Origin of the sequence: Paraclostridium dentum, assembly GCF_048568265.1 — a bacterium.
Lineage (GTDB): Bacteria > Bacillota > Clostridia > Peptostreptococcales > Peptostreptococcaceae > Paraclostridium > Paraclostridium dentum.
The window spans coordinates 2,688,450-2,706,809 of record NZ_CP183813.1 but is presented as its reverse complement, the minus strand read 5'-3'; the positions used below and the strand labels follow the sequence as shown (position 1 = coordinate 2,706,809).

Below are 18,360 nucleotides of genomic sequence, written 5' to 3'. Positions count from 1 at the left end.
AAACATCTCCTTGCTAAAAATTAAATTAAATTATATATATCACAAAATAGATTTGATTATGTATAATATATAAATAGTATAGTACAAAATTACATAAAATACACTTAAAATTTACATAAAAATTTCTTTAGGAGGAAGCATGAATAAAAAATCGTTGAAAATTTTAGAGTTTGATAAGATAACATCATTATTAAAAGAAAAAGCTTCGTCTTCTTTAGGGTTAAAATACATCAATGAATTAGTACCTAGTTCAGACTATGAAGAAGTCAAATATATGCTAGAAGAAACTAGCGAAGCTCAATCGATACTTATAAAAAAAGGTGGAATAAACCTACAAGGTCTACATGATGTAGAAGATAAAGTTAAAAGAGCAAAAGTTGGAGCGTCTATAGATCCTGGAAGCTTATTAATGATAGCAGATACTTTGAGGGTAGCGAGACTTTTAAACAACAATTTATCTTCAAGTGAAGAAGAAGATTTCAACTACCCAATAATACAAGCATTATCAAGTGGGCTATATACTTATAGGGAAGTAGAAGAAAAAATATACAATGCTATAGTTAGTGAAGTAGAAATTTCAGATAGTGCTTCGAGCGAGTTAAGATCTTTAAGAAGAAAAATAATACAAAAGAATCAATCTATACGTTCTAAACTAAATGGAATAATCAGTTCATCAACTTATCAAAAGTATTTACAAGATGCAATCATATCAATAAGAGGAGATAGATTTGTAGTACCTGTAAAAGCTGAATATAGAAGTCAAGTATCAGGTATAGTTCACGATCAATCATCGTCAGGAGCAACCTTATTTATAGAACCTATGAGCATAGTTGAAATGAACAATGAACTTAGACAATTTAGATTAAAAGAAAAAGAAGAAATAGAAAGAATACTAAGTGAATTATCAGCTATGGTTGGAGATATAAGTGATGATATATTAAGTAATCAAGAAATTCTAGGAAAGATAGATTTCGCATTTGCAAAAGGTAAATTATCATTAGCATTAAAAGGTATAGAACCAAAGCTAAATAAAGAAAATTATATAAATATAAAAAATGGAAGACATCCTTTATTAGATAGAAAAAGCGTGGTAGGAAACGACATAAGACTAGGTGAGGAGTTTCATACATTAGTTATAACAGGACCTAACACAGGAGGTAAAACTGTTACGATTAAAACTGTAGGACTATTTGCACTTATGGTACAAAGTGGGTTACACATACCTGCAGACTATGGAACGAGTATGTGCGTTTATGACAATGTATTTGCAGATATAGGAGATGAGCAAAGTATAGAACAAAGTTTATCTACATTTTCATCTCATATGACTAATATAGTATCTATATTAAATGAAGTAACTGAAAACTCATTGGTAATATTTGATGAGTTAGGAGCTGGAACAGATCCTGTAGAAGGTGCAGGACTTGCTATAGCTATACTTGAAGATGTAAATATGGCAGGAGCTAAATGTATAGCTACTACTCACTACAGTGAGATAAAGCACTATGCACTTACTAAAGATGGAGTAGAAAATGCAGCAGTAGAATTTGATTTAGAAAACTTAAGACCAACATATAGATTATTTATTGGAGTTCCAGGAAAATCTAATGCATTTGCGATATCTAAAAGGTTAGGTTTAAGTGATTATGTAATTAATAGAGCTAAAGAATTTATAGATACAGACACTATAGCTGTTGAAGATGTAATTCATAGCTTAGAAAAATCAAGAGTAGAAGCTGTTGAAGAAAGAGAAGAAGCTGCTAGATTAAGAAAAGAAATTCAAGAACTAAAAGAAGAATATGAATCTAAGTTAGATAAAATAGCAGCTCAAAGAGAGAGATTACTAGAAGAAGCTAGGCAAGAAGCCTTTAGGATTACGAGACAAGCAAAAGAAGAGACAGAGGCCGTTATAAAAGAGCTTAGAAGATTAGAACAAGAAAGCATGTCTAAAGATAAAAATAGAAAAATAGAAGAATTAAGAAAAGAAATCTCAAATTCTATGGGTGCATTACAACCAAGTGTAAAAAGTATGATAGTTCCAAAAACATCTTCAAAGGAAATAAAGGAATTAAATCCTGGAGATGAAGTTAAAGTAATAACTTTAAATCAACAAGGATCTGTAGTTACAGTAGATAATAATAAAAAGGAAGCTGTAGTACAAATTGGAATAATGAAAATGAACCTACCGTTTAAATCTTTAGAAAAAGCTAAAAAAGATCCGAAATCTACAGTTACAAAAGCTACTAGAAATGTTATAAAATCTAAATCTGGAAGAGTAAAAAATGATGTGGATTTAAGAGGTATGACTTTAGAAGAAGCTAGAGAAGAGGTAGATAAATACCTTGATGATGCATGTTTAGCAGGCCTTGAAAAAGTAACAGTTATACATGGTATAGGAACAGGAGTATTAAAAAGTGGAATAACTGAAATGTTAAAAAAACATAAACATGTAAAATCTCAAAGACCAGGACAATATGGCGAAGGTGGAATGGGAGTTACAATAGTAACTTTAAAATAAGGAGATAAAAAATGATATTAGTATCAGCGTGTTTATTAGGAATAAACTGTAAATATGATGGCGATAATAACAACCATGAAATAGTTAAGAAATATTTAAAGGGCAAACAATTTGTTTTAGTTTGCCCTGAACAATTAGGGGGATTAAGTACACCAAGAATTCCATGTGAAATTGAAAATGGAAATGGATTTGATGTTTTATCAGGTAAATGGAAAGTTAAAAATAAAGATGGAATAGATACAACAGAAAATTTTATAAAAGGTGCTAAAGAAGCTTTAAAAATAGCACAATTATATAATTGTAGTGAAGCGATTTTAAAGGAAGGAAGTCCGTCTTGTGGAAGTAATAAAATATATGATGGAACATTTACAGGAAAAAAAATTAATGGGGCAGGTGTTACAGCTGCAATCCTAAAAAATCAAGGAATACACATTATCAATGAGAAAGATTTGGAAAAGTAGACAGATACTTGAAAAAAAGTATAATTTGTTTTATCATAAAGTGTTATAAGAATAAGGAAGGAGTACTGATATGCAAGATTTTAAAATAGAAGTAGCCAAATCGTTAAAAGAAAAAATAGAAGATTTATATTTAGAAGAAATAGTTGGGTTAATAGAAACACCACCTAATAGTGAGATGGGAGATTACGCATTTCCATGCTTTAGATTAGCAAAGGTATTTAGAAAAGCTCCAAATATGATAGCTGCAGATTTAGCTGAAAGTATAGAAGCAAAAGATGCTATATCAAAAGTTGAACCAGCGGGAGGATATGTTAACTTTTTCGTTAATAAATCTCAATTAGCTAAAAATGTTATAAATGATGTATTAACTCAAGGAAAAAAATATGGACATAGTGAATTAGGAAAAGATAAAACAGTAGTTATAGACTTCTCATCTCCTAATATAGCTAAGCCTTTCCATATAGGACATATAAGAACAACAGTTATAGGAAATGCTTTATATAAAATATATGATTCTCAAGGATACAACACAGTAAGAGTAAATCACCTTGGAGATTATGGAACTCAATTTGGTAAGCTTATAGTAGCTTTCAAAAAATGGGGAAATAAGGAAGCAGTTGAATCTAACCCAATACCAGAACTATTAAAACTGTACATACAATTCCATGATGAGGCTGAAAAACATCCAGAAATGGAAGATGAAGCTAGAGCTTGGTTTACGAAATTAGAAAATGGAGATAAAGAAGCTAAAGATTTATGGCAGTGGTTTAGAGATGAAAGTTTAAAAGAATTCTCAAGAGTATATGACTTATTAGATATAGAATTTGATTCATATGCAGGAGAAAGTTTCTATTCAGATAAAATGGATAGAGTAATAGATATTATAAAAGATAAAGGATTATTAGAAGAATCTGAGGGAACAAACATAGTAAACTTAGAAGAATATAATATGACACCAGCGCTTATAACTAAAAAAGATGGATCAACATTATATATGACTAGAGACTTAGCGGCTGCACTTTACAGAAAAGAAAATTATGATTTTGAAAAGTGTATATACGTAGTTGGATCTCAACAAAGTTTACACTTCCAACAACTATTTAAAGTATTAGAATTAATAGGATTTGAATGGGCTAAAGATATGGTTCACGTTCCATTTGGAATGGTAGCATTAGAAGAAGGTACAATGTCAACTAGAAAAGGAAGAGTAGTATTTTTAGAGTCTGTATTAAGACAAGCTATAGAGAAAACAAAGGAAACTATGTTAGCTAAAAACCCAAATGCTGAAAATGTAGATGAAATAGCTAAACAAGTTGGAGTTGGAGCTGTAGTATTCCAAGAACTATCTAATAGTAGAATAAAAGACTATACTTTCTCATGGGAAAGAACATTAAGCTTTGAAGGTGAGACAGGTCCATATGTACAATATACTCATGCTAGATGTTGTTCTGTTTTAAGGAAAGCTAACATGGATGTAACTGCAGATGTAGACTATAGCGTATTAAGTGATGCTGACAGTTCGGAAGTTTTAAAATTAATAGCATCATTTAATGATAGTATATTAGCAGCAATGAGAAAAAATGAACCACATATAGTAACAAGATTTGTATTAGATTTAGCACAAGCATTTAATAAGTTCTATCATGATAATCCTATATTAGTAGATGATATAGAAGTTAAAAAAGCTAGAGTAGCATTAGTTGCAGCTACAAAACAAACTATAGAAAATGCTCTTTCTATATTAGGTATGGGTGCGCCTGAAAGAATGTAGTAAATACGCGTTTGTCGAAAAATAATACTTTACATCTAAATTTGGGGTATTGTATAATTAAATTAAGAAATGGCTCTGAAATATGAGTTTATTAGAATCAAAAGATATATATGGAAGTAGAGTATATAAACACTATTCTACTCCCCCCCTACATTTACGGCAGCTAATAGCTGCCTATTTTTTTTAAAAATCAAAGCTATTATATTATAAAAGTATATCAAGTTAATTAATTGATAAAACTATAAAATAGTTTGAGGGTTAGGAAGGTAGTATCTATGAAAGAAGAGTTATTAAAAAAAGCATATATAAATGCATTTAGCATTGAGGATAAATATATAAAAAATATGATTATCTTGAATACTAAGTCTTTAATTGATGATTTAGCTCAGAGATATGTAAAAATAGATAAAAATAGATTAAGAGATGAATTACTTTATTATAGATTTTATGGTGAAAAGCTAGATGATATAAATATAGTAAACATTTTATTACCAGTTATAATATCCAATACAAACATGAAAAAAAGTGAAGAAGAAGTTGTAAAAGTTATAAAATATTATGTATTGTATAATAAGAAAAATGAATATATGAATGATTTTTTAATTTCTAGTTTAATTTACAATACATTAATTCACTCTATTATAGAAAATAAAGACATAGAGTACGAAGAATTGATGCAAAAAATTAAATCAACAATAATTGAATTTACATATGAGATGGAAAAAGTAGAAGTTATTAAATTTGAAATGAAGAGAATACAAGTAATTCAAAGTATAGATAGATATATAGATTTAAAGATAAAAGACTATGAAGATAGTGACATAATAAATAACCTGTTAAATGTAATATATGATGTATACATAAATGATAGAGATACTCAAATACAAGGAATAAAGAGCATAAAAAAATCTATATTATCTATTTTAGGCTTTGATATAAATGAGAAGATAGATAACATAGATTTTATAAACTCTATGGCAGAATATATTATTAAACTTAGAAAATATAAAATAAATAAAAAAGAATATAATATAAAATCTGACCCGAGATATTTAATAAATTTAGAAATTGGAGATACAAAATCAGATCCAATATTAAACAATATTAAAGTTATATCTAGAAACTTTTCCAATAATGTTTTAAATATAGGATTGGTTTCTAAAACGGGTGATTATAATTTTAAATTTAAAAGAGCTTAGTCATTAGTTTCTAAATAATCAACAAAAACTTGTTCATCAGTATTTGTTAAAAAGCAAAGTTCTTTTATAAGACTATTTCTAAGGTCGATGAAATCTTCTAAATTGGTATTTTCATAAGTATATTCTAATGCTTTAATAACAAGCAATAAATCTCTTTTAGATAGTGCATCAATGGATACTTTGTCAAACAATTTCATACAATACTTCCTTTCATATATAATTTAGTGATTTAAGAAATTTATAATATGATATAATTCTACAATAATATAAAAAAACCTTCTTTTTATACATAATGTTAGAAAAAATAGTACATGTAATATTTTAACAAAAAATAGGTAATTATAGCTAATAAAATTAAAAAAGAGGTGATTTAGTTGAAAATACTTTTAACAACATTAAATTCAAAATTTATACATACAAACTTAGCGATAAGATATTTAAACCAAATGGTTAAAGATATTGAAGATATAGATGTAGATATAAGAGAATATACAATAAATAACGAATTAGATTTCATATTAAAAGATATATATGCTAATAATTATGATGTAATATTATTCTCAACTTATATATGGAATGTAAATGATATAGTAAAAATATGTAATAACTTAAAAAAGGTTAATAAAAACGTTAAAATTGCATTAGGTGGACCTGAAGTAACTTATGATAGCGAAGAGTCTATGAAAAAATATGATTTTGTAGACTACATACTTTATGGAGAAGGAGAACTTGTATTTAGAGACTTTGTAAAATCTCTAAAAGGAGATATTGATATAAAAGATGTAAATGGGATTGTTTATAGAAATAATGGAGATATAGTAAAAAACAAACCTATGAAAGATATAGAAAACTTAGACATAATACCTAGCCCTTATGTAGATTTAAATAAAGCAGAATATGAAAATAGAATAGTGTATTATGAAACATCTAGAGGATGTCCTTTTAATTGTCAATATTGTTTATCTTCTACATTACAAGGGCTTAGATATTTTAGTATAGATAGAGTAAAAAGCGATTTAAAGGCACTTATAGACGCTAGAGTATCTCAAATAAAATTTATAGATAGAACTTTCAATGCAAATAAAAAATTTGCAATGGAAATAATGCAGTTTTTAATGGAAAATGATAATGACTATACAACATATCATTTTGAAGTTACAGCTCATTTATTAACGGAAGACATGATAGAGTTTTTAAAGGGATGTAAAGAAGGACTATTCCAATTTGAGATTGGAGTACAAACTACAAATGAAAAAGTATTAGAAGCGGTAGGAAGAAGAGATGACTTCAGTAAACTTTCATACGTAGTTCAAAAAATAGCTTCATATAGAAATATACACCAGCACTTAGATTTAATAGCTGGCTTACCGTATGAGGATTATAATAGTTTTGAAAACTCATTTAATGATGTTTTTAACTTAGGTATAGAGCATCTGCAATTAGGTTTTTTAAAGATGATAAAAGGAACGGGAATAAGAAACAATGCAGATGAACATGAATTTAGATATAAAGATTATCCACCTTATGAAGTTTTATATAACAAATATATAACATATAATGAGATTTTAAAGTTAAAAGATATAGAAGAAATATTGGAAAGATATTTTAACTCAAAGAACTTTGTTCTTTCAATGAGATATATAATTCATAATTACTACAAAGAAAGTCCATTTAAGTTCTTTGAAAATTTTGCAACTTACTTTGATAAAAATGGATACTTTAATATGTCTCAAGGTAAAAATCAATTATACAAAATACTATTAGATTTTTACACTGAAAAAATCAATAAGAATATAGAACTATTTACTGAAATTATAAAATATGACTATATATCTTTAGGAAAAACATCTAACGTACCAGGGTTTATGAGTAAGATAGAAGTTGAAGATTTTAAAAATAGATGTCATTTATTTTTACAAAACGAAGAAAATATATTAAAATATATACCTAGATTTGAAAATACTCCTGCTAAGCAAATAATAAAGCATGTACATTTTGAGCCTTTTAAGTATGATATATTAAAACTAAAAGAAAACATAAAGGCTGACTTAGATAAAAAAGAGAGTATAGTGTTATTTGTTTATGATGATAAAAAGGTGTTTGAGAAATCTAAATCATACACAGTAGAGATATAGGAGGTCAATATGAAGTTTAGAGTTGAAAAATATATATTAAAAAAAGCTGAAGAATTAGCATTTTTAAAAATTAAAAATGGAGCAGATTTTAATTTAAAAGGATATACATTCCCGAAAGAGGGGTTAGATGTGCCTATAAAAAATGATGTATTAGTTAAAGGAATAAAAACTAACACAGCTCAAGATGGGTTAAGTTCTATGTCTATTGCAGATGCAATGATATACATAATGGGAATTGATAGCAATTTTAAATACAATGATGAATATAAAAAGTTTCTTAAAGCTATTGAAGAGAATTTAGATCTAGATTTAAAATCATATATGGGTTATATGTCTAGAAAGTACTTTGAAGTTGGGGATTATACAGATTCTCTAATATATCTAAAGTGCAGTGTAGATTTATATCCAGATGATGTTAATTCATTGTATCATTATGCAATAGTATGCCAAGAGTTAGCTAAGCAGCATCAAAAAAATGGCGATGAGAAGCCTATGGAAGCATTCCTATTAGATGCAATAGAAGCTTTAGAGAAAGTTAGAGATTTAGATGAATCATTTGCACTTGCTCATTATCACTTAGGTTATCATTATTACAATCAAAATCAATATATAAAAACTAAGGTTACTTGGGAAGAAGCTATAAAATTAGGATTGCCTGAAGACTTTATGGCTGAGATACAAGAAATTTTAGGGAAAATGGATTTTAAAGTTCAGTATGAAGAAGGATATAATTTAGTATTCCAAGGTAAAAATGAAGAAGCCTTAGAAAAATTATTACCATTAGCTGATGAGCATGGTGATTGGTGGAACTTATTATTTATGATAGGATTAGCTTATAGAAATATGAATGATGTAGGCCAAGCTAAGAAGTATTTTGAAAAAATACTTATAATAAGACCAAATCAAGTAGATACTTTAGTTGAATTAGGGCTTTGCGAAGCATCTAGTTATAATATGAAAGGTGCTATAGAATACTTTGAAAAGGCAGCAAAATTAAAGAAAGAAGATCCAGAAATACTTTGCAATTTAGGTATGGCATATCTAAATGATGGAGATTTAGATAATGCTACTTACTATATAGAAAGAGCATATGAAATAGATCCACAAGACGAAGTTACACTTGCTTGTTTAAGAGAGTTAAATAACTTTAGATAATATAATAAAAAAAGCTATAAAGATTAAATCTTTATAGCTTTTTTTTATTATTAAAAGGAGTAAATAAAGCGATGTCAAATAGATTAATGGTAGCTTTAAAAATTTATACACATATTTAGAATAGGGCAAAAGTAAAGATATAAGGAGGAGTTACAATGATCAACAGCTTAGAAGACATAATAAAGGAATTAAAGGTAAACAAAAAAGTTAAATTAGCAGTAGCAGCAGCCCAAGATGAAGAAGTTTTACATGCTGTTTTGGATGCAATGAATATGAATATAATAGATCCGATTTTAATAGGAAATTTAGAAAAGATAAAGTTAATAGCTAAAGATCTAGGTTTAAATTTGGAAAAAACTGAAATGATTGAAGCTGAAAGCTACGAAGAGTGCGCAGAAATTGCAGTTAAATTAGTAAGTAGCAAAAAAGCAGATTTTTTAATGAAAGGATTATTAGATACATCTATACTATTAAAACAGGTTTTAAATAAAGAGTATGGACTAAGAACTGATAGTTTACTAAGTCATGTAATGATATATGAAGTACCAAATTATCACAAATTATTAATATTAACTGACGGGGGTATGAACATAAGTCCTAATTATGAGCAAAAAGAAAAAATAGTTTTAAATGCAATAAAAGCTTGTGAGTCGCTTAATATTGATAATATAAAAATTGCAGCATTAGCTGCTAAGGAAAAAGTAAATGAAAAGATGCAGGCAACTATAGATGCTAAAAAGTTGCAAGATGCAAGTGAAGCTGGAATCTTTGGATCAAATGTTACACTAGAAGGTCCTTTGGCATTTGATTTAGCTGTATCAAAAGAAGCATCTAAAGTAAAAGGTTTTAAAAGTAAAATTTCAGGAGATGTAGATGTAATTTTAGTACCTACGATAGAAGTTGGAAATGGAATAGGGAAATCGTTAACATATTTTTCGGATGCAAAATCTGCAGGAGTTATAATGGGAGCTAAAAGCCCAATTGTACTTGTTTCAAGGGCTGACAGCCATGAATCAAAGCTATACTCTATAGCATATGGAGCATTAATAGCTATGAAAGCTAGATAATATGTAAATTTTGTTAAAAAATTACCTAAATTATAGTGAAAGTATGCTATATAATTGCTATAATTTAGGTAATTAATAAATATAAAATGCGGCAATGAATGTAGCTTATACAAAACAAAATACTTCTCTTAATTAAATTTATAAAAAGGGGATAGATATATGAGTGAAAAAATATGGTCAATTGATTTGAATACTCAGCTTATGTTGGAGAAGGCTAAAAAAGATGGGGTAGAAACAGCGTTTGATAGAAAGGCTGCTATGAAAGCTGCCTGTGGATTTGGATTACAAGGAAATTGTTGTAGAATATGTGCAATGGGACCTTGTAGAATAACTCCAAAAACACCAAGAGGTATATGTGGAGCAGATGCAGACACTATAGTTGGAAGAAACTTTGCAAGAATGGTAGCTGGAGGGGCAGCAGCTCACTCTGACCATGCAAGAGATATAGCACACACAATGGCACTTGCTAGTCCAGATGGAAATTATAAAATAAGAGATGAAAAAAAACTATTAGATTTAGCAACAGAATGGGGAGTTGCTACAGAAGATAGAGATATATATGATATAGCTCATGAGGTAGCAGATGTAGCTTTAATGGAATTTGGTAAACCTCATGGAACATTAAGATTCTTAGAAAGAGCACCTAAACAAAGACAAGAAGTTTGGGAAAAATATAAAATTAAACCAAGAGCTATAGATAGAGAGATTGTAACAATAATGCACTCTACTCATATAGGCTGTACATCAGACTTAGATAGTTTAATACATATGAGTATGAGAACATCTTTAGCAGATGGTTGGGGTGGATCTATGATAGGAACACGTTTTAGTGATATCTTATTTGGAACACCTATACCAAGAGAAACAGAGGCAAACTTAGGAGTATTAGAAAATAATAAAGTAAATATAATATTACATGGTCATGAACCTTCACTATCAGAGATGGTAGTATTAGCTGCAGAAGATCCAGAAATGATAGCTTTAGCAAAAGAGGTTGGAGCTGAAGGTATTAACTTAGCAGGAATGTGCTGTACAGCTAATGAGGTTACTATGAGACATGGAGTTAAGATGGCTGGAAACTTCCATCAACAAGAATTGGCAATTTTAACTGGAGCAGTTGAAGCTGTTATAGTAGACGTTCAATGTATATTCCCAGCACTAGCATCATTATCAGATTGCTATCACACTAAATTCATAACAACATCACCAAAAGCAAAAATCACAGGAGCAACTCACATAGAATTCAACGAAGAAGAAGCATTAGAATCAGCAAAAGGTATAGTAAAAGAAGCTATATTAAACTATAAAAATAGAAAAGCAGAAAAAGTATTTATACCAGAGGGGAAATCTTTCGCAACAGTTGGATATAGTATAGAAGCTATATTATCTCAATTAGATAGAGTTGTGAACTCACAAATAGATGAACCAGGAACTATAAAACCATTAGTAGACTGTCTAAAATCTGGAGTTTTAAGAGGAGCAGTTGGTATAGTAGGATGTAATAACCCTAAAACAGTAGGTGATGAAGGTCACATAACTGTAATGAAGGAATTAATAAAAAATGACATAATAGTAGTTGCAACAGGGTGTGCAGCTCAAGCAGCAGCTAAACATGGCTTATTAAGCAAAGATGCTAGAAAATTAGCAGGTAAAGGGTTAGCTACAGTTTGTGAATTAGCAGATATACCACCAGTGCTTCACATGGGTTCATGTGTTGATATAAGTCGTATATTAGAAGTTGTAGCAGCTTGTGCTAGCTATTTAGATTTAGATATGAATGATCTTCCAGTAGCTGGGGTTGCACCAGAGTGGATGTCAGAAAAAGCTGTTGCAATAGCATGCTACGTTGTATCTTCAGGAATAGATACATTCTTAGGTGTTATGCCTCCTGTTGGTGGTTCTGCTAATATGGTAGAAAAATTAACTAATACAATTACTGAGCATGTAGGAGCTAAGTTTGCAGTACATGAAAATCCACAAGAGTTAGCAAGTGCAATAGTAAACAATATAGAATCTAAACGTCCTCACTTTGAAGAGGTAGTATACGAGAAAAATAATAAAAAAGTTACAGCAGAAGCTTAAAAAATAAAAAATAAACTAATGACAGAGGGAGAGAGATATGAAAATAGCAATAACAGGTAAAGGTGGAGTAGGAAAAACAACTTTTTCTTCAATGTTATCAAGAACATTTGCTGATGAAGGATATAGAGTTGTAGCAGTTGATGCAGATCCAGATGCAAACTTAGGTTTAGCATTAGGTTTTCCAACTGAAATTTCAGAATCGATAACTCCTATTTCAGAAATGAAAAAATTAGTTTCTGAAAGAACAGGAGCTGAAGCTCAAAGCTTTGGAAAAATGTTTAAAATGAATCCTAAAGTAGATGATATTCCAGACTTATACTGTAAGGAATACAACAATGTAAGGTTACTTACTTTAGGAACTGTTGATTCTGGAGGATCGGGATGTGTATGTCCAGAACATGTTTTATTAAAAAGATTATGTTCTCATTTGATACTACAAAATAAAGATGTAGTAATAATGGATATGGAAGCGGGCATAGAACATTTAGGAAGAGGAACAGCACAAGGAGTGGATGCCTTTATAGTTGTTGTTGAACCAGGAGAAAGAAGTTTACAAACTTATAGAAAAGTAAAAAAACTAGGTAAAGATATAGGTGTAAAAAAAGTTTTTGTAGTAGGGAATAAAATTAGAAATAAGTCAGATGAAGACTTTGTGACTAGTAATTTACAGGATGGCGAATTGCTAGGCTTTATTTACTACAATCAAGATGTTATAGACTCTGATAGAGCAAGCAAATCTCCATACGATGTTAGCTTAGATACTAAAGATCAAATCGTCAAAATAAAAAATAGATTAATGACGAATTCTTAAGATATTAGTATAATAAATATAATGAAGTAAAGTGAGAGGAGATTTAGTTATGGGATTTAAGTCAGATATAGAAATTGCTCAAGAGGCAAAACCTCAAGATATAAGGGAAATAGCTAAAAAATTAGGTTTAACTGATGATGAAGTAGAGCTTTATGGAAAATACAAAGCAAAGGTTGATTATAACTTATTAAAGAAAGATAGCAAAAGTAAAAAATCTAAGTTAATATTAACTACTGCTATAAACCCTACTCCAGCTGGAGAAGGAAAAACTACAACTACTATAGGAGTAGCAGATGCATTTGCTAAATTAGATAAAAATGTTTTAGTTGCTTTAAGAGAACCTTCTTTAGGTCCAGTATTTGGAGTTAAAGGTGGAGCTGCTGGGGGTGGGTATGCTCAAGTTATACCTATGGAAGATATAAATCTACACTTTACTGGAGATTTCCATGCTATAGGAGCTGCAAACAATTTATTAGCAGCTATGTTAGATAACCATATACATCAAGGAAATGTTCTAGGCATAGATCCAAGAAGAATAACTTGGAGAAGATGTGTTGATATGAATGACAGACAGTTAAGAAATATAACTGATGGATTAGGTGGAAAAGCACATGGTGTTCCTAGAGAAGATGGATTTGATATAACTGTTGCATCTGAAATAATGGCAGCATTTTGTTTAGCAAACGACATAATAGATTTAAAAGAAAGATTAGGAAATATTATAGTTGGATACACATACAATAATGAACCAGTAACAGCTAGACAATTAAATGCAAATGGTGCAATGGCAGCATTACTAAAAGATGCATTAAAACCAAATTTAGTTCAAACATTAGAAGGAACTCCTTCATTTGTTCATGGTGGTCCATTTGCAAATATAGCTCATGGATGTAACTCTGTAATAGCAACTAAGATGGCTATGCATTTTGCAGATTATGTTGTAACAGAGGCTGGATTTGGGGCTGATTTAGGTGCTGAAAAATTCTTGGATATAAAATGTAGAATGGCAGACTTAAAACCAGATGCAGTTATAATAGTTGCTACAGTCAGAGCATTGAAATACAATGGCGGTGTAGCAAAAGATAAATTAAATGAAGAAAACTTAGAAGCTTTAGAAGCAGGTTTACCAAACTTATTAAAACATGTTGAGAATATAACAAAAGTTTATGGTCTTCCTGCAGTTGTAGCTATAAATAGATTCCCACTTGATACTGAAGCAGAGCTTAAATTAGTAGAAGATAAGTGTAAAGAGTTAGGTGTTAATGTTGCACTTTCTGAAGTTTGGGCAAAAGGTGGAGAAGGTGGAATTGAAGTAGCTAAAGAAGTTTTAAGATTATTAGATGAAGAAGAAAATAACTTTAAATTCTGTTATGAAGATGATTTATCTATAAAGGAAAAAATAGAAGCAATAGCTACTAAAATATATGGAGCTGATGGAGTAGACTTTGCGCCAGCAGCAGAAAAAGAGATAGCAAATTTAGAAAAGCTAGGTTTTAGTAAATTACCAATATGCATGGCTAAAACTCAATATTCTTTAACAGATGATCAAACAAAATTAGGAAGACCTACTGGATTTAGAATAACAGTTAGACAATTAACAGTATCTGCAGGTGCTGGATTTATAGTTGCTCTTACTGGTGAAATAATGAAGATGCCAGGACTTCCAAAAGTTCCAGCAGCAGAAAGAATAGATGTTGATGAAAATGGAGTAATATCAGGATTATTCTAGGTAGATAGGTGTAGTAAATATAGTTGATTTTTATACCAAAAAACTATATTTACTACTTCCCTACTATATGAAATATTTTTGATTAGCTTAAAATTTATGAAGGGGCTTGTAGGAAATATAGTTAATTCCTACGAATAAAGCACTGAAAAGATATGCTTTAAAGTGCTACGGCATAAACTATATTTCTTATTTAGCTACCTAGTATAATTTTTTAATAAATTAATTTTTATAGGGAGATAAGTATGAAGATAGCACAAAAAAGTTGTATAGAGTTTGTAGATGTACTAGCTTCAAAATCAGCAGTTCCAGGTGGAGGTGGAGCAGCAGCTTTAACTGGATCTATAGGTATTGCATTAGGTAGTATGGTATGCAATTTAACTATAGGAAAGAAAAAATATGCTGAATATGAAGAAAGTGTAAAATGTATATTAGAAAAAGCTAGAACTTTAGAAAAAGAATTACTAGATATGATAGATGAAGATGCAGAGTGTTTTCTTCCTTTATCAAAAGCTTACGGGTTACCTAGTTCTACAGAAGAAGAGAAAAAGGTAAAAGATGAAACTATGGAAAGTGCCCTTAAGACAGCATGTGAAGTACCAATAAAGATAGTAAAGGTATGTTATGAAGCTATAAAACTACACGAAGATTTGGTAGACAAAGGATCAAGGCTAGCAATAAGTGATGTTGGTGTTGGTGTACAATGTCTAAGAGCTGCAATTCTTAGTGGACAATTAAATATTTTTATAAATATAAATTCTATAAAAGATGGACAATATGTTGAGACTGTCAGAAATGAAGTCAATAAGCTTGTTGAAGATGGAGTTAGAATTTGTGACGAAGTTTATAAAAAAGTTGAATTAGCTTTAAATAAATAAACTTTATATATTTTTAATTTGAAATTTTTATGAAATAAGATATAGGGGGCAACAAAAATATGAACGAAACTAATGTAAAATCACAGATAATAAAAGGTAAGCCTGTGGCAGATAAGATAACTGAAGATTTAAAAAAAGAAGTTAAAAATTTAAATGAAATGGGTATAAACCCTAAGTTAGCAATAGTTAGAGTAGGTGAAAGACCTGATGATTTAGCCTATGAAAGAGGAGCACTTAAAAGATGCCAAAACATAGGAATTGAAACAGAAGTAATAGAGTTAGATGAGAATATAAGCCAAGATGAATTTATAAAGGCTATACATAAATTAAACGAAGATGATAAAGTTAATGGTATTTTAACATTTAGACCACTTCCAAAGCATTTAAGTGAAGATGAAATAAAATATGAGATAAGTCCTAAAAAAGATATAGATTGTTTTAATCCTATAAATACAGCTAAAATAGTAGAAAATGATAAAACTGGATATCCACCATGTACACCAACGGCAGTTATAGAAATATTAAAGCACTACAGTATAAATTTAACTGGTGCAAACATTGTTGTTTTAGGAAGATCTATGGTAGTTGGAAAGCCACTATCAATGCTTTTATTAAACGAGAATGCAACTGTAAATATATGCCATTCAAAAACTAGAAATTTACCAGAGATAGCATCTCAAGCTGATATATTAGTAGCAGCAGTTGGAAGAGCTAAGATGGTTAAAAAGAACTATGTAAAAGATGGAGCAATAGTAATAGATGTAGGTGTAAATGTAGACGATCAAGGTAATTTATGTGGAGATGTTGATATGGAAGATGTATTAGACAAGGTTTCTATGATAACACCAGTACCAGGAGGAGTAGGAGCTGTAACAACTTCTATATTAGCTACTAATATCGTTAAAGCTTGTAAATTACAAAACAAAAAATAAATGGGGATTTTCAAGGGGGAATAGAGATGATAATTTCTGAAAATAAGCCATTTGAAGAGATTTTAGGTTATGTCAAAGATGCTAAAAAACTAGTTTTAGTAGGATGTAATCTATGTGCATCTACTTGTAAAAGTGGTGGAGAAACAGAAATTTTAAAGATGAAAGACTTATTAGAGGCTGAAGGAAAAGAAGTTTTAGGATATAAAGTATTAGACCCTGCATGTAATCTTTTAAAATCAAAGAAAGACTTGAAAGAGTTGAAATCTGAGATAAAAGAAGCTGATGCTATATTGTCCTTAGCATGCGGAGATGGAACTCAAACAGTGGTTAAAAATATAAAAGATAAACCAGTATATCCAGCAAATGACACTTTATTTATAGGCGAAGTTAAAAGAGTTGGAGAGTTTGAGGAAGCATGTAAAGCATGTGGTTCTTGTGAACTTGCATGGACTGGAGGAATATGCCCGGTTACTATGTGTGCTAAAGGATTATTAAATGGAGCTTGCGGTGGAGCACGAGATGGAAAATGTGAAGTAAATCCTGAAAATGATTGTGCTTGGGTTCTTATATACAATAGATTAAAAGCAATAAATCAACTGGATAACCTATTAGAGGTAAAAGAACCAAAAGATTATTCAAAAGCGTGTAACCCACGTAGCTTAAGTTTAAAGAAAAAAGAAGCTATGGCAAATGCTTAAATAGTTTTAAAAGGTTGAAGGGGGATAAACAATGAGCTTATTAAGAGAAGCTTTAGAGAGCGGTAAGTTTGCAATAACTGCTGAGATGGCTCCTCCAAAGGGAATAGACTTATCACACTTAGTAGAGTGTGCAAAAGCTGTCAAAGGAAGAGTACATGCTGTTAATGTAACAGATTTTCAATCTGCAGTAATGAGAACAACTTCACTTACTACATGTAAATTGTTGAAAGATGAAGGATTAGAACCAGTTCTACAAGTAACTGGAAGAGATAGAAATAGAATTGCAATTCAAGGAGAATTATTATCAGCTGGTGTGTTTGGAATAGAAAACATGCTAGCATTAACAGGCGACCACACCATAGTAGGAGATCATCCTCAAGCTAAACCTGTATTTGACTTAGATTGTGTTGGAATTTTACAAACGGCACAGAAACTTTCGCAAGGAACAGATATGGTAGGCAATCAATTAAAAGGATCACCAGAATTTTATTTGGGAGCATCCGTGACACCTCGATACACACCTATTGAAATACAATTATTAAAAATGAAGAAGAAAATAAATGCAGGAGCTAAGTTTTTTCAAACTCAAGCTGTATATGATATAGATACAATGAGAGAATTTAAAGAGCATACAAAGGAAATGAATACTAAGATTTTGGCGGGTATAATTCCATTAAAATCTCCAGGAATGGCTAAGTTTATGAATGAGAATGTTCCAGGTATATATGTTCCAGATGAATTTATAGATAGATTAAGATCTGTAGGAAAAGAAAACTGGGCAAGTGAAGGAATAAAAATAGCAGGAGAGTTGATTCAACAATTAAGAGATGAAGATTTATGTGATGGAGTGCATATAATGGCAATTGGAGCAGAAGAAAATGTTCCAGCAATTTTAGACGCAGCAAAACTATAAATTTCATAGGGGGA

The 18,360-nt window shown here is 30.0% G+C and carries 15 protein-coding genes; 14 read left to right on the top strand and 1 reads right to left on the bottom strand.

Annotation, left to right across the window (positions count from 1 at the left end; all coding sequences use genetic code 11):
- The first annotated feature begins 139 nt into the window (after nucleotides 1–139).
- From ACN6I1_RS12595 to ACN6I1_RS12580, 4 genes are all read left to right on the top strand, one after another.
- Nucleotides 140–2,518: an endonuclease MutS2 gene (locus tag ACN6I1_RS12595; protein WP_021431726.1), complete on the top strand. Its 2,379-nt coding sequence runs from the start codon at nucleotides 140–142 to the stop codon at nucleotides 2,516–2,518.
- 11 nt (nucleotides 2,519–2,529) lie between these two features.
- A complete protein-coding gene (locus ACN6I1_RS12590) occupies nucleotides 2,530–2,979 on the top strand; it encodes a DUF523 domain-containing protein (RefSeq protein WP_419742123.1) in 450 nt (149 codons plus the stop codon).
- A gap of 70 nt (nucleotides 2,980–3,049) precedes the next feature.
- Nucleotides 3,050–4,750 carry an arginine--tRNA ligase gene (gene argS / locus ACN6I1_RS12585; RefSeq protein ID WP_419742122.1) on the top strand — a complete coding sequence of 567 codons (1,701 nt, stop codon included), beginning with the start codon at nucleotides 3,050–3,052 and terminating at the stop codon, nucleotides 4,748–4,750.
- 275 nt (nucleotides 4,751–5,025) lie between these two features.
- Nucleotides 5,026–5,949: a hypothetical protein gene (locus ACN6I1_RS12580; RefSeq protein ID WP_021428501.1), complete on the top strand. Its 924-nt coding sequence runs from the start codon at nucleotides 5,026–5,028 to the stop codon at nucleotides 5,947–5,949.
- Here ACN6I1_RS12580 and ACN6I1_RS12575 read toward each other — a convergent pair.
- Nucleotides 5,946–6,146 carry a hypothetical protein gene (locus tag ACN6I1_RS12575; RefSeq protein WP_021428472.1) on the bottom strand — a complete coding sequence of 67 codons (201 nt, stop codon included), beginning with the start codon at nucleotides 6,144–6,146 and terminating at the stop codon, nucleotides 5,946–5,948. The genes ACN6I1_RS12580 and ACN6I1_RS12575 overlap by 4 nt on opposite strands.
- A gap of 177 nt (nucleotides 6,147–6,323) precedes the next feature.
- On the opposite strand from ACN6I1_RS12575, the gene ACN6I1_RS12570 reads away from it, so the two are divergent.
- The 10 genes from ACN6I1_RS12570 (at nucleotide 6,324) to ACN6I1_RS12525 (ending at nucleotide 18,346) form a co-directional block, all read left to right on the top strand.
- Nucleotides 6,324–8,084: a B12-binding domain-containing radical SAM protein gene (locus ACN6I1_RS12570; RefSeq protein ID WP_419742121.1), complete on the top strand. Its 1,761-nt coding sequence runs from the start codon at nucleotides 6,324–6,326 to the stop codon at nucleotides 8,082–8,084.
- Nucleotides 8,085–8,093: 9 nt separating this feature from the next.
- On the top strand, nucleotides 8,094–9,239 hold the full coding sequence (locus ACN6I1_RS12565) for a tetratricopeptide repeat protein (protein WP_419742120.1): 1,146 nt from the start codon (nucleotides 8,094–8,096) through the stop codon (nucleotides 9,237–9,239).
- A gap of 155 nt (nucleotides 9,240–9,394) precedes the next feature.
- A complete protein-coding gene (locus ACN6I1_RS12560; protein WP_419742119.1) occupies nucleotides 9,395–10,306 on the top strand; it encodes a bifunctional enoyl-CoA hydratase/phosphate acetyltransferase in 912 nt (303 codons plus the stop codon).
- 159 nt (nucleotides 10,307–10,465) lie between these two features.
- Complete coding sequence (cooS, locus tag ACN6I1_RS12555) at nucleotides 10,466–12,388, top strand: anaerobic carbon-monoxide dehydrogenase catalytic subunit (RefSeq protein ID WP_021428464.1); 1,923 nt, start codon at nucleotides 10,466–10,468, stop codon at nucleotides 12,386–12,388.
- A 37-nt stretch (nucleotides 12,389–12,425) separates the two neighbouring features.
- On the top strand, nucleotides 12,426–13,199 hold the full coding sequence (locus ACN6I1_RS12550) for an AAA family ATPase (RefSeq protein WP_035116909.1): 774 nt from the start codon (nucleotides 12,426–12,428) through the stop codon (nucleotides 13,197–13,199).
- A 49-nt stretch (nucleotides 13,200–13,248) separates the two neighbouring features.
- Nucleotides 13,249–14,928 carry a formate--tetrahydrofolate ligase gene (locus ACN6I1_RS12545; RefSeq protein WP_035116908.1) on the top strand — a complete coding sequence of 560 codons (1,680 nt, stop codon included), beginning with the start codon at nucleotides 13,249–13,251 and terminating at the stop codon, nucleotides 14,926–14,928.
- Between the two features lie 242 nt (nucleotides 14,929–15,170).
- Nucleotides 15,171–15,803, top strand: a complete 633-nt coding sequence (locus ACN6I1_RS12540; protein WP_419742118.1) for a cyclodeaminase/cyclohydrolase family protein — start codon at nucleotides 15,171–15,173, stop codon at nucleotides 15,801–15,803.
- A gap of 59 nt (nucleotides 15,804–15,862) precedes the next feature.
- The gene (locus tag ACN6I1_RS12535; protein ID WP_419742117.1) at nucleotides 15,863–16,735 is read left to right on the top strand and encodes a bifunctional 5,10-methylenetetrahydrofolate dehydrogenase/5,10-methenyltetrahydrofolate cyclohydrolase; all 873 of its coding nucleotides are present in this window, start codon (nucleotides 15,863–15,865) and stop codon (nucleotides 16,733–16,735) included.
- A 26-nt stretch (nucleotides 16,736–16,761) separates the two neighbouring features.
- A complete protein-coding gene (locus ACN6I1_RS12530) occupies nucleotides 16,762–17,433 on the top strand; it encodes a methylenetetrahydrofolate reductase C-terminal domain-containing protein (protein ID WP_021428516.1) in 672 nt (223 codons plus the stop codon).
- 31 nt (nucleotides 17,434–17,464) lie between these two features.
- Nucleotides 17,465–18,346 (top strand): methylenetetrahydrofolate reductase, encoded by an 882-nt coding sequence (locus tag ACN6I1_RS12525; protein ID WP_220796007.1) that lies wholly within the window; start codon nucleotides 17,465–17,467, stop codon nucleotides 18,344–18,346.
- Nucleotides 18,347–18,360: the final 14 nt, after the last annotated feature.